Raw genomic sequence first — 13,289 nt, 5'->3', positions numbered from 1 at the left:
GAAATCCTATGAAAATCCATAAAACTGTGAATCCTGTCGCCTATGAAAATACTTATTATCTCGAAGGGGAGCAACACCTGATTGTAGTCGATCCGGGTAGCCATTGGGAGGCTATTTTCAAGACTATTAATACCATCAATAAACCGGTCTGTGCCATTCTTCTGACCCATACCCACTACGACCATATTATGAGTCTGGACTTGGTCAGAGATACTTTCGGAAATCCTCCCGTATATGTGGCAGAAAGCGAAGCTGCTTGGCTCTATACTCCTGTTGACAACCTTTCAGGTCTCCCTCGACACGATGATATGGCGGATGTCATCTGCAAACCAGCTGAACAGACCTTTGTCTTTCATGAAGAATACCAGATTGAAGAGTTCCGCTTTACAGTCTTACCAACGCCAGGCCACTCTATCGGAGGAGTTTCATTTGTTTTTCCAGATGGGCACTTGGTCTTAACGGGAGATGCCCTTTTCCGAGAAACTATTGGACGAACGGATCTACCTACAGGTAGCATGGAACAACTCCTTCATAGTGTCCAAACCCAGCTTTTCACCCTTTCAAACTACGACGTCTATCCAGGACATGGTCCAGCTACGACTATCGCTCACGAAAAAACTTTTAATCCATTTTTCTAAAATATAAAAACTGGCTCTATAATATTTGTAGTGGGTAAATCTATAGATATTATGGAGCCAATTTTGTTGTAGAAAACATACTAAGATTAGTAGTGAGAAAATCTCCGACGGGAGAGAGTATTCACTACTTTTTCTTTATGTTAAAGTAGAGGTGTCTTGTAAAGTCGTAGGGCTCTTTGGCGCTAGACGTCGCTTGACAAACTGGCAAGACACCTGTTTTAGGTGGAATTTGATCAAAGTATGTGGGACGCTAGACGTCGCGTATTGAAAATAAAATCACTAAAACACGGAATTATTCAAGACAAAAGAGGTAATATCATGCGTACAGTATTTGGGATTGATGTGAGTAAGGCAAGTTCTGAGGTGGCAATTTTAGTCAACGGTGAGAAGATTCATGGATACACTATGCTCAATGACGCCATTGGCTTCAATCGTCTTTTGAATGACTTGAAAACTGTTCATAACCCTGAGATTATATTTGAAGCTACTGGTGTCTATTCTCGGCGTCTTCAAGCCTTTCTTGAGGAATACGGCTACGCTTATACACAGCTGAATCCTCTGGAAGCTAAGAAGCAACTGGATAGTCTGCGAGTTCGTAAAACAGACAAAATTGACGCTGAAAAGTTGGCTCATTCTCAGTTTATACTCAATCGTAAACCAACTTATGCGCAGGAAGAAGTTTATCAACACCTGCGTGATTTAAGCCGTTTCTATCAAAATCTTACAGAAGACATTGTTAGAGCTAAAAACCGTCTACACAAGGTCTTACAAGTCACCTTTCCTGAATTGGAAAATCTCTTATCCACACCAACTGGAGAGCAATATTGGAATTTAGTGATGGCTTTTCCATGTAAAGAGTTTGTATTAAACCTATCTCAAAGTGAATTGTGTATGATTATCCGTCAATCTACCTCCAAACGAATCTCTGAAAAGCGTATTGCTTACCTGACTGATAAACTTATAAAACTCGCTAAACAATCTTTTTGTGCGGTCAAGAAAATCTCCCCAATACTTGAAGAGGTTCGTTACTATGCTCAAGAATTGCTTCGTCTTTCTGAGCACAGACAGGTTGTCTTAGACGACATGGTAGCTCTAGCTCAGCCTTTACCAGAGTATGACATCTTACGATCAATTCCTGGCATCGCAGAAACCACAGCGACATCTATCATTGGCGAATTGGGAGATATTCGTCGCTTTCAGTCTACCAATCAAATCAACGCTTTTATTGGCATTGACCTGAGACACTATGAATCTGGGAATTTTCTCGCCAAGGAACACATTACTAAACGAGGTAATCCCTATGCAAGAAAAATCTTGTTCAAGTGCATTCATAACATCGCTTCAGCTAGTCATACCAATCCCTGCCATATCGCCGACTTTTATGAGAAACGAAAAAGACAATCGAAAATAGCTTCAACCAAGCCACATGCGATTGCTTCTATACATCGTCTCATTCGAACAATGTATTACCTCATTACGCATAACAAACTTTACGATTACTCTTTGACCCAAAATCGATAAGGCTATCTATGCCGTATTATTATAACACCTTGTTTCAAAAAATACCAGATGAGGTGTTTTTTTAGCATACCCTTTTATGGATCAATAAGTGGTAAAAATAAGACAGTAACCTCAGAATAGCTACTGTCTTATCTCTTTTTTTACTTAAAGCCCTTGATATACTTGACAAATGGTAGAAAAGAGCCGAAAAACCAAGGATCAAACATCCTTGGTTTCAGATTGAAGAAAAAGTCCATTTTGGACAATTTTCTTCAATCTTTTTCTTTTACTAGATCCTTTTATTATAAATATCTAAACAATGATATCAGAACTGAAATAGTTACTAATACTACTACGATAATATAAAAAATAGATTTTCGATTTTTTACCTCATCTGGTTTCTCATAGCGTATTTCTTTGATACGTTTCTGTATATCCTCATCTAATAGTGTATTTCTATCTGCCACTATTCTTCTCCTTCATTAATCTACATTCCTAAACAATATTTGTTTATAATCTTCATAAGTCATAGGGAATAAGTCTGATCGCCAACGCGAAACCGTCTGTGAATAATCATCTAAATTCAATAACCAATCAGATAATGTTTGAGGCTGACTATGATTAAAAATACCACTTTTATGGTGAAAAATTGGTGAATGAATAGTATTGTCGTATGCTAAAATAAGAAGATTTCGTTCAAAAGCTTCTCGAATTATCGATAAAACTTCATTCCCGTGATTAATATCTAAATAGATATCACATTGATCCAGTAGATCCAACATCGTTTTAGGAGACATATTAGGATAGAGTAGTACATTTTCTTTTTGACCAAAATTTTGTAATTTCTCCGACATACCCGTTAAAGCACCAATATGAAAAGTATAAGCTGAGAGCTGCTCAGTTAATAATTCTAAGCCTTCTATTTGATCAGAGTTTGTCACAATTAGAATCTCTTTTCGAGAATAGTTTTCTCTCAATTTAGGATAGAGAATGTTTAAAAAACTAATCATCTCTTTATTCTTCTCTTCCACTAAGTGCAATAATTTTTCATAAACCGACTGATCCTGAACTATTACTTTCTTAGTTCTGCTTGATCTTCCTGAAAAAATAACTTGCATATTTCCCGGAAGCTGATCCGCAAGTTTTTCTTGCCAGAATAAAATGTCTCTTCCCTCGCCTCCTAGGTAATAGGAAATTAAGAAAGGCATTCCCAATGAATTATACCAAATTGATGATAAATCTAGACCCGATTCTTTTAAATAAAAGAGAAAGAAATCTACTTTTTTTGTAAAATGATAATTCTTGCCTTTCCAATTAAGAAGAATGTCCCCTGTTAAAATATTTTCTGATAATACTTCCTGACCCGATTTATTAAAATACTTTTTGTGACTCACTTGCTGGTCACTATAAAAATAAGTCTTAGCAAAAATCCACCCATGTTGATTATAGTGATCCGTCATATAAATCGAACCATCTGGATACAGCCAATCTACACTTTGGACAAATCGCAAATATTTTGGTTCATGATAATGAATAACTCCTCTTTTAGAACTACGATTCCAGATTTCTCCTTCTATATTCGTTCCTGTAATTTGCCAAAGTGAAGGAACTTCTAATTGATTGAAATAAAGTGCTTCGCCATCCATTTCAACTTCACAAAAGAAAGTATAAGGTGATATTATTCCTTCTGGTAAGAAACCATCATCATTTAAAACAATACTAGTTCCATGGATACCAGATTGCTCAAGAGAATAATGTAGATCCAAAGATTCTTGTGTTAACCATTCGAATAACCTAATCATATAGCACCTCTTCTATAAAAGCTTTCCATCTTTCAACTAATTTTTCATGCTTATAGTTCTCTGCAATATTATAAGAATATTGTTGTGCATCAGCCTTTTTAAACTTAGTGAAATATTCATATATTGAATCTGCAAAAGCTTGTACAATACGAGAACGGTCATCCCCTTTAGGACGCTCAATTAACAGACCATTTTCTCCAGAACAAACAAATGTTTGATTTCCATATGGAACATCAAAACCAATAATAGGAAGTCCTGAGCCTACTGCTTCCATTAACGTTAAACCAAACCCTTCACTTGTTGAAGCAGTTAAATATAGTTCATAATTTTGATAAATATCATCAAGCTGTTTATGACCTTTTAATTCAATGAACTCCCCAGCATGTAATTTAGTTAAAAGCTCTGTCAGTTTTCTTCTCTCTCCACCTTCACCATATATATCAAAAGTCAATTCAGGAAGTCTTTTCTGAGCTAAGGCTACTCCCTCAATTAACCAATCTATATGTTTCTCTACTGCTAAACGAGAACCAGTCATCATTGAAAAAGATTTTCTAGATTGCTCCGGAAACTTCAATTGTTCTAAACTTCCTACTGGAATAGCTACTACCTTCGGATGTAGAGAAGTGTATTGTGTGAATTGCTCCTCAAGAAGTATTTTTTGCCTTTCAGTAGACGTAATAAATGCATTCACTTTATCAGCATTAGTAAATTGATATTCATAATAATTATTCCAGAGAATATTATATTCATCTGTATTTTTTTCATTAAAATGTTCTGCATGAATAACTACTGCTAACTTCGCTGCCCCTATATTTTCAAATACTACTTGTCCAATTCCTGTCGCACGATCAAGTAAAATCAAATCAGACTTTGTCAAAGAAAGATCCTCAAGCATGAACTCTAATAATTCTTCTAGTCCATAACAAATTTTATTTGAAAAAACAAAAGTACTCTTTTCATTAGAAAGAATCTCTTCATAAGCAATACTACCATCTTCATTATAAAATGAACGATTACAGAGCTGTAGCCCATTTTCTCCAGGTGCATAAAATTCACTAAATACTTTTGTATAGCTATAGTAATCTTTACGAATCAGTTTTCCTTTAACAACATATTCTACTCGTTGTACATATTCCTGATTTTCTCCATAAAGGGAAGCATTAATATATAGTTCTTGATTTTCAAAATAATAACGAATAAGCTTTCGATCAGAGCTCACTTCTTTTTTTGTAGGATGTTGTGAAAAAGTGGCCTCCAAATCATCTTTTTTATATGTAGTTCCAGCAATTTTAACATCTGTAAAATATCCATATAACCATATTATTTCACTATCTTCAAATCCGATGTTTTTTGTAAAATGTTCCAGATTTTCTGATTGAAACATATTTGTAAAAATAAATTTAGCAGGTATACCAAGTGATCTTAAAATTTGTGCTCTATATGCCTGAGCATACTCAACACCGCTACTTGCCCAGCCAATCCCTAAATTAATACTATAGATTGTCATTGTTCCCTCTTATACAAAATAAATTGATAAACCATCGTCTATCTTTCCTTCTATGGTGCTTAGCATCACATTTTTAACAATAGCATGTTTCACTTCTTTACCCATTTCCTCATAAGACTCTAAGGATTCTCGTAAGTATTCACTAATAGAATCCCTTTGGGCTATTTGTCTCATTGATACGAATGTCTTCAGTTGTTGTAAATGGTCTACTTGTTGAATCCAACATTCATCAATTGCTCGTAGTATTGATAAACGAATAAACTCCTCCACTTTTGAATCTGTTTTTAGTTGCTTAGATTTACGTTCCATCTCTAATTGATAAAGGTAAAATAAATAATCCTTCACTTGTTTACTATTAGCCAAATCTAGACTTGTTGGAAGGGATCTCAGTTGATAGGTGAAATTCTCTAAAATAAATCTCTTTAAATCATTTTGGTTTAATCCAATGTGACGATTATCTTCTATATATATTTCAATATATTCACGCATCAATTTATCTAAACGATCTCTGAGTTTTACTTCACCATAAATCAGCTGATCTCTTAAATGATATATTTTCTTACGTTGTGATTTTAAGCTCTCATCAAATTTAATTGTATTCTGACGAGCAGATTCCGACTTGTCCTCGCTTTTATGTTGAGCATGCGCTACAATTCTAGAAAAACGTTTAGAAACTAGAGGCTTTCCATAATTCTTTCGATCTATACGATTTTGCTTTTCAAAGTATTTTTTTAATCTTTTATTAGCATAATTCATAATCAACTCATCTTCTAAGGATACAAAAAACTGACTCAAACCTGGATCCCCTTGTCGTCCAGCTCGTCCTCTCAACTGCCAATCAATTCTACTGTTTGCCATTCTCTCTGTCCCAATGACAGCTAAACCACCCAATTCTGCAACACCTTTTCCTAACTTAATATCCGTACCTCGTCCAGCTAGAGAAGTAGCTACTGTGACAGCACCTTTTTGACCTGCTTCAGCAATAATCAATGCTTCCTTAGCAATATTCTTTGCTGTCAAAACATTGTGAGGAATCCCCTCTTGTAATAACATACGTGAGTATATCTCCGCAATATCAACTGTTCCTGAAATCAAAAGAATCGGTTGTTGCTTTTCGTGGATTTCCTTAACAAATTCAAGAGTAGCAAATAATTTTTCGGGTAAGGTAGTATAAATTTTATCTGAATAATCTAATCTTCGTATTGGTGTGTTAGTTGGAAGAACAACTACTGATACCCCATAAGTACTAATCAGCTCATTCTCTGCAATTTTTCCCGTTCCCGTCATTCCAGATAGTTTAGGAAACATATTAAATAAACTTTGATACGTTACAGAAGCAATAGCGCGAGAGTCCTTTGATTTTTTGACTTTTTCTTTTGTCTCAATTGCCTGATGAATTCCAGACTGGAGACGGGTTCCTTCAAGTATCCGTCCAGTACGATTATCTAGTAGCTCAACTGCATCCTCAGTTACAACATAATCAATATCTTTTTTAAATAAATAATGTGCTCTAAGCGCTAAATTAATATGTCTATTCAATTCAAAATATTCTTCACCATAGAGATTTGAAATATTAAAATATTTCTCTGCATAACGAATTCCTTCGTCAGTCAAGAAGATAATTTTTTCATCTTTGAGAAATTTAAATTCCTGCTCTTTTCTCAATGTTCGAATAAATTGATCAGCTGTATCATAAAGATTAGATTGAACTCTGGGTGATCCAGCGATAATAAGTGGTGTCTGTGCACTATCTAACAAAACAGCATCTGCTTCATCAATGATAACATAGTTAAAGGATCGTAAAAATTTATCCTCTGCATTTCCTGCCAGATTATCTATCAAATAATCAAATCCAAGAGCAGTGCTTGTCGTATACAATATATCAGAAGAGTAGATTTTTTTCTTCCGATTAGAATCTACTTCTTCATCATCGTCAAAAACTCCTACTCCAACAGTTAATCCCATAAAGCGATAAACTTCACCCATATCTATTGCATCACGTCTTGCGAGATAATCATTGGTTGTTACAAGTATTGTTCCCTTCCCCTCCAAAGCATTTAAATAAAGAGGTAAGGTAGCAGTCAGAGTCTTTCCTTCTCCTGTTTTCATTTCAACAATTGTACCTTCATGAAGGGCTAACGCTCCTAAAACTTGAACATCAAATGGGAACATGCCTAGTATTCGGCGATCTGCTTCACGAATCGCTGCAAAAGCCTCAATTAGAATATCTTCAAGTGTTTCTCCTGTCCTTAAACGATTTTTAAATTCTTCAGTCTTATTCTTTAGTTCTTCATCGCTTAAGTGGGACATTGATTCTTCTAATGCATTTATTTTCACTAATTTTTTTCGAAGTCTACGTAATTTTATTGTATTAATAAATGATTTTTTTTGTTTAATTTTTTCCATCTATCCATTAAATATATTTTACTAGGTCTTTTACTAAATCAAGATCTTTCGGAAGTAACTCCCTTAAATATCGATTCTCAAAAGTACGAAATTCCGATTCTTTTTCTTCCTCCTCATTGATCTCGTACATCATAATCTTGTGATACGCAACTGATTGACACCCCGCACTCATCAATGTAAGTGTGTAAGTAAAGGTATCCCGCGGGAAAATAAAACTTTCTCCCGATTTTCTCAATACGATAGACTCAATTTGCTCAGCTTGACGATTAAAAAAATCAAGTTGTAAGAAAAAGGATAGTTCCGGTACTGAATCAATCAAAAACTCCAATTGATATCTCTTTCCCTGTGTGAGAATGGGAAGATCAGGAGAATGACGATCGCCTTGATAATTTGTTCGTGATTTAAAGGTAATGATAGGTTTTCCTGATGCGAACCGTAAATTGTAAAAGTTCACTAAATCCTCTTGGAATTTAATTTGAGAACCATATAAATAATTCTCATTCTTTCTTATCTCATTCCAATAAATTTCAGCAATTAACTGTTTAATCATTTACACTCCTTATCTTCCAAACTGATCTTCTAGAATTCTTTTAAATTGTTGCTTAAACCACTTATTAATCGCTTGACTGTTGTCATTATGCCTTCCTTCATATCCTACACTATATATATGTACATCTTTCTGTGAGAGATAATTTGTTAAACGTTGGGCAGCACAACCATCGTAATCATCATTTTTCATGTATCCCAGAGCAAATTGAGTATCTTTAAAACTTGCTTTATGATATTTCTTCCATAATTTTTGGTTCAACTCATCAATTTGTATTTCTGTTAAACCATGAGTTATATTCAGCAGCATGTCTGCACTTGTTTCAAATTCATCTGGTCTTTTTAATTTCAATCCAGACACAGTATCTCCAAGATTTGTAAATGGCTTCCCTACAATTACTGCCGCCGGATTTAGGTCTACTGCATAATATGCTGCAGCAAATGACCCCATTGATATGCCAGATAGTATCAACTCAGATGATGAAAATCCTAAATAGTCTAATGATTTTTGAATCACTTCAATGATTTTTGTTTCATATTGATCAGTTCCAATATAGAAACAGCCTCCTTCTAATCTAGGATCAGCAATTAACACAAACGGAGAATTAAGAGATTTCATCATTCCAAATCCTTCAAACCCTTCAGCAGGCCTGAATCCTGAAAAATATACATTTAGAGGTGGCTTCATATCTCCTGGATTAAAGTAATAGAAAAATTCTTGTCTTCTCTCATCACTGTACCTTCCACCTCCAAGAACTAAGTTGCCGAGACCTTGACGTGAATATCGCCAATGAAGGGGACCAAATGACAGTGACCCTTCTCCTTTCGCGTATATGGATACAGCATAAAAACCGATTTCTTCAGGATTTGATTCTAGGATAACTAAATTATTAAGATCATCTTCATTATAAATCAAACTATCCATTAATTCATAAAGACTACCTCTTCTCATTGGAGTTATTACTAACTGAATGTGACAATTGCCTTTGACTTTTTCATACTCCTGCCATAATTCTAGAGCTACTGGAAAACTTGAAAGATTATACCTATAAGTAAAAAGTTGTTGGAAATCTTCTCCAAAATCACCAGTAAACTGAGTATTTACATGACCATTCCGTTGTACCATACCTCTAAAATTTGGATTGATATCTATTTCAGGTATTTTTAACTTTGCCCCATATTGACTACTAAACAATACTTGATATAAAAAATTGATACAAGTAGAAATGTCTTTCGATTTTTCCAGTTTACGAAGTATTTTTCTTCGAAAAATTCCATTTGGACTATCTGAAGATAAGTCTAATTCTGCACTGCAAAATAGACTGTAAGCTTCAATTGTATCTATTAGTGGTTCTAATTGTATTTCCTCAAGATAATCAGTTATAACAATCGCATTAAAATGAATGTGAATTTTTGGTTTTTCTATCAAATTATCTTGCTTCGTCATGTCTTTAAGAAATTCTGCAAGTAATTTTTCCTCTTCTAATTTTAAAAAATTTTGGATATTCTCCGGCTTACAAAAAAACCATTCTAAGTCTTCTGGTAGTTTTTCTACTTGACTAGCCCAATTTAAATAGCCAATTTGTAAAATCTTCATCGTCATCCAATTACCTATTTCTATTTTCTAGCATTTGTTTCCATTGCTCTAATATTTTAACACTTGTGTAGTTAGACATTTTTTGAACAGTATAGATAAGGGCCTCATTCCAGTTTGATAGTCCGTCAAAATAAAAATCAATTGCTGCTGACAGATCACTGATTTCACTGATAACTAATCCATTCTTTTGATGTTCAACATAGTCCGAACTCACACGATTAATTTGTGGGATACCTGCACTAATACTAGCAATTTGTGTATATAGATCTGGTTCAAGCCCAAGGTCAATGACTAACCTAGCTGTATCCAGACATTCAATAATCTGATTTTCATTTGTAAAACACTCCATCACTATTCGACTTAACTCTATCTCTTGTTCATCTTCCAGTTCATTTTCACCTTCACTAACATGTTTAAAAAAGAGTTCTTCAAAATGGAATGTTTTTATTAATTCTATTATCCATGTCTTTAACAAATCCAATTGCATATCCTGCCTAAATGTTACGATTCTAAGTTCAGTATCCTTACGCAAACTCATTAATTCTAGAATAATTGTTATGACAGAATATAGTTCATCTCGCTCTATATTATCGATGAAAAAGTAAATTATCTGCTCTTTAACAGTCTGGCTATGTCCAAGGCGTAATCGACTATCAAAGGGGGAAAGACGCATGATCGGAATTGATTTTAATCCTAATTTTTCAAAAAGCTCCTTCAATAATCTTTCATTCCTCTCAGTATCGGCCACTACAAAAGAAGCCTCATTAATAGTTAATTGATTTGTTTTAAAATCTTGCAAATTAAATCGATTTCCAAAAAAAGAGTAAATTGTTCTATAATCCTTAAATATAGTTGAAATAAGTTGATTATGTTGTTCATGGCTTGCAACAACAAATATATCAGTATTTTTAATATGATTTTTTCGAAAAACTGTCAATCTTTCTTCAATCAATTCTTTCCAACTATTATAATACTTCTTACTAAAAGTCTTATCTGCAAAATCATTAACCATAAGGAGAGGAGAGGAGTCATTTTCTTTTTTTAGAAACTCTCTAACTTGCCAAACACCATTAGTGTTCAAGTAATCTTGGTAAAGCGCTTGCTCATCTATATCATAATAAAGAATACTAGATAAAAATCCCCTATCATCAAAGATATAATCTTTTGTTATTTTTTCATTCTTTTGAAATGAAATCGAATGAATATTCCCGTTCTCAGCAAAGTTCACAACAGCATAAATTTTTCCCTTTAGTCGGACAACGACTGCAAAAGGACTATAAAAAAACTCACTACCTTTTGGCCAATTTAAGTCTTTAAAATGAATAATTTTTGTGTAAAATCTTGTGATATTCTGAATATCATCAAAAAATGACCAATAGTAAACTCCAAAAATTCCTTGATTATGTAAAAAATATCGAAGTTGAGGCTGATAGTTCAATATCATTACTCCAATTTCTTCTTTTGCTTCCAAAAACATTTTTACTTGATTCACACTATCATCAAAAGTCATTCGATTATTTACACGAAACCACCAAGGTGTATTATCATACCATTGTCTCTGTCGACCATACCAAGAAGGCACAAAATAAAACATAAACTTTCCACCATTAAATTAAATTTTTGTATTTTTTCCAACTATTCATTGTATCAACCTGCTCCATAACACCCAATAAAAGACTTACTATAATATATGCATTACTAATTAATAGAGCAATTGAAATACTATTTTTACCATGCCCCTGCAATGAAACTGCAAGCATCGGTAAACCTCCCAAAACAACAACTGTAAAAGCCCCAAATTGTGCAAACGAATTTACAACATGTTGAATATACTTTAAGGTCTCTTCCCCCGGCTTTTTCCCAGATATATAATCACCATTATTTCTCATATTCTTTGAAATTTCATATGGATCATAATTATAGTATGAAAAACCAATGGACAAGAGATAAAGTAGTAAGATATAACAGATAACACCTGGTACTTGAGATAAGCCAATACGAACTGAAAGATATTCTAAAATTTGATTATTAGGAAATATATTCAATAACAATATGAATATATATGGAGGCAACATCATCAAAGTCATTCCATACATAAATGGCATCGCACCTGCAGGTGTCACACGTATCGGGAGATAGCTACTAGAATGGTATGGTGTATTTAATCCTACTCTTCGAATCGGTATACGATATTCCCCTTTATAAAGTAATATAGTTAAACAAACAAGTACAGATAAGACGGTACAAAATAATAACCCAAATTTTATGAGATTATCGGAATCGAATTGTTGAGTTGTGAAGTACTTAATTGTATTGCTTTGAAACGCTAATATCATATTTACCAATATAACAACAGTCATCCCACCAATACCTCGTTCACTATTTATTTTGCATAACCAATTTAATATAAGTGTACCAGTTGTTAATAACACAATTGTAATTATCCTCAAAGTCACATAATTATATCCAAACGATATTAAAAATTCGGAACTATTGGTTATTCCGTAACTTTGTAACAAAGCAATTGCTAATGTCATCAAAAACTGCAAGCGATTCACTTTATCTGAGGTCCAATTACTAATTAATTTAAAAGTAACTAAGAAGCGCCATAAAATCATCATTGTCATAGTTGGACCAATCCCCAACGTGAATAAAGTCATACTGCTAAATTGAATTCCAGTGATCGCTCCAAAATTCTCAATTAATTGTGAATCTATGGCATTACCAAGTACAACTTTATCAACCCCAACTGTTGGAATAGGAATTTGTCGACCTAACATATATATAAATACTATACAAATCATCCATGAAAATCTTTGGATTACTAGCGATTTCCTCCAGTATTTCTGAAATTTTCTTATCATATTCAAATTAATCCATTCTCTCTATTCCAAATTATTATAACATAAAAACAAGGTTGGGGTGTGAAAACACCACCAACCCTTGCTTCATATTTTATTGAAGAGTATATTCACTTCCTACTCATTGTCTCCTGTTTTACGTTTTTTACGTCCTAAGAGTCCTCCAATTAGAAGACCACTGAGTCCAACTAATCCAAGAGAGGAAGAAGAATTTTCTCCAGTATTTGGCAATAATCGTCTAGAAACTGATTCACTTACTGATTCAGATAAGGATTCTGATACTGACTCTGATACTGATTCAGAAATTGATTCACTTACTGACTCTGATACTGACTCAGAAATTGATTCGCTTACTGATTCTGAGACGGATTCAGAAATTGACTCGCTTACTGATTCAGAAATTGATTCACTTACTGATTCTGATACTGACTC

11 protein-coding genes are annotated in these 13,289 nt (G+C 33.9%); 2 read left to right on the top strand and 9 right to left on the bottom strand.

The window, feature by feature from the left end; translation table 11 throughout:
- Positions 1-8 precede the first annotated feature (8 nt).
- Both AB2B50_RS07175 and AB2B50_RS07170 read left to right on the top strand, forming a co-directional pair.
- Entirely contained in the window at positions 9-638 is a 630-nt protein-coding gene (locus AB2B50_RS07175) for an MBL fold metallo-hydrolase (protein ID WP_320692848.1), read from the top strand.
- A gap of 318 nt (positions 639-956) precedes the next feature.
- On the top strand, positions 957-2,159 hold the full coding sequence (locus tag AB2B50_RS07170; protein ID WP_320692847.1) for an IS110 family RNA-guided transposase: 1,203 nt from the start codon (positions 957-959) through the stop codon (positions 2,157-2,159).
- A gap of 281 nt (positions 2,160-2,440) precedes the next feature.
- Here the strand turns inward: AB2B50_RS07170 and AB2B50_RS07165 are convergent, their stop codons facing one another.
- The 9 genes from AB2B50_RS07165 to AB2B50_RS07125 form a co-directional block, all read right to left on the bottom strand.
- Positions 2,441-2,605 carry a hypothetical protein gene (locus AB2B50_RS07165; protein WP_320692846.1) on the bottom strand — a complete coding sequence of 55 codons (165 nt, stop codon included), beginning with the start codon at positions 2,603-2,605 and terminating at the stop codon, positions 2,441-2,443.
- A gap of 15 nt (positions 2,606-2,620) precedes the next feature.
- Positions 2,621-3,940 (bottom strand): accessory Sec system glycosylation chaperone GtfB, encoded by a 1,320-nt coding sequence (gene gtfB, locus AB2B50_RS07160; protein WP_320692845.1) that lies wholly within the window; start codon positions 3,938-3,940, stop codon positions 2,621-2,623.
- The gene (gene gtfA, locus AB2B50_RS07155) at positions 3,933-5,447 is read right to left on the bottom strand and encodes an accessory Sec system glycosyltransferase GtfA (RefSeq protein ID WP_320692844.1); all 1,515 of its coding nucleotides are present in this window, start codon (positions 5,445-5,447) and stop codon (positions 3,933-3,935) included. The genes gtfB and gtfA overlap by 8 nt, the downstream gene beginning before the upstream one ends.
- A gap of 9 nt (positions 5,448-5,456) precedes the next feature.
- A complete protein-coding gene (gene secA2, locus AB2B50_RS07150; protein WP_320692843.1) occupies positions 5,457-7,853 on the bottom strand; it encodes an accessory Sec system translocase SecA2 in 2,397 nt (798 codons plus the stop codon).
- Between the two features lie 7 nt (positions 7,854-7,860).
- Entirely contained in the window at positions 7,861-8,403 is a 543-nt protein-coding gene (gene asp3, locus AB2B50_RS07145) for an accessory Sec system protein Asp3 (RefSeq protein ID WP_316108560.1), read from the bottom strand.
- Between the two features lie 9 nt (positions 8,404-8,412).
- Entirely contained in the window at positions 8,413-10,002 is a 1,590-nt protein-coding gene (asp2, locus tag AB2B50_RS07140) for an accessory Sec system protein Asp2 (protein ID WP_320693313.1), read from the bottom strand.
- A 4-nt stretch (positions 10,003-10,006) separates the two neighbouring features.
- Positions 10,007-11,590, bottom strand: coding sequence for an accessory Sec system protein Asp1 (gene asp1 / locus AB2B50_RS07135; protein ID WP_320692841.1), 1,584 nt, complete (start codon positions 11,588-11,590; stop codon positions 10,007-10,009).
- Positions 11,591-11,603: 13 nt separating this feature from the next.
- On the bottom strand, positions 11,604-12,860 hold the full coding sequence (secY2, locus tag AB2B50_RS07130; RefSeq protein ID WP_320692840.1) for an accessory Sec system protein translocase subunit SecY2: 1,257 nt from the start codon (positions 12,858-12,860) through the stop codon (positions 11,604-11,606).
- Positions 12,861-12,974: 114 nt separating this feature from the next.
- Positions 12,975-13,289 (bottom strand): LPXTG cell wall anchor domain-containing protein (locus AB2B50_RS07125; RefSeq protein WP_320693312.1); only part of this gene is annotated, 315 nt, incomplete at its 5' end.

The organism is Streptococcus fermentans (assembly GCF_040888305.1).
Classification (GTDB): domain Bacteria; phylum Bacillota; class Bacilli; order Lactobacillales; family Streptococcaceae; genus Streptococcus; species Streptococcus fermentans.
This window is presented reverse-complemented; position numbering and strand designations above follow the sequence as displayed.

Bases quoted from the DNA above. Each gene is read 5' to 3' on its own strand.
- AB2B50_RS07175 (WP_320692848.1), top strand. From the start codon at position 9: ATGAAAATCCATAAAACTGTGAATCCTGTCGCCTATGAAAATACTTAT.
- AB2B50_RS07170 (WP_320692847.1), top strand. From the start codon at position 957: ATGCGTACAGTATTTGGGATTGATGTGAGTAAGGCAAGTTCTGAGGTG.
- gtfB (WP_320692845.1), bottom strand. From the start codon at position 3,940: ATGATTAGGTTATTCGAATGGTTAACACAAGAATCTTTGGATCTACAT.
- gtfA (WP_320692844.1), bottom strand. From the start codon at position 5,447: ATGACAATCTATAGTATTAATTTAGGGATTGGCTGGGCAAGTAGCGGT.
- secA2 (WP_320692843.1), bottom strand. From the start codon at position 7,853: ATGGAAAAAATTAAACAAAAAAAATCATTTATTAATACAATAAAATTA.
- asp3 (WP_316108560.1), bottom strand. From the start codon at position 8,403: ATGATTAAACAGTTAATTGCTGAAATTTATTGGAATGAGATAAGAAAG.
- asp2 (WP_320693313.1), bottom strand. From the start codon at position 10,002: ATGACGATGAAGATTTTACAAATTGGCTATTTAAATTGGGCTAGTCAA.
- asp1 (WP_320692841.1), bottom strand. From the start codon at position 11,590: ATGTTTTATTTTGTGCCTTCTTGGTATGGTCGACAGAGACAATGGTAT.
- secY2 (WP_320692840.1), bottom strand. From the start codon at position 12,860: ATGATAAGAAAATTTCAGAAATACTGGAGGAAATCGCTAGTAATCCAA.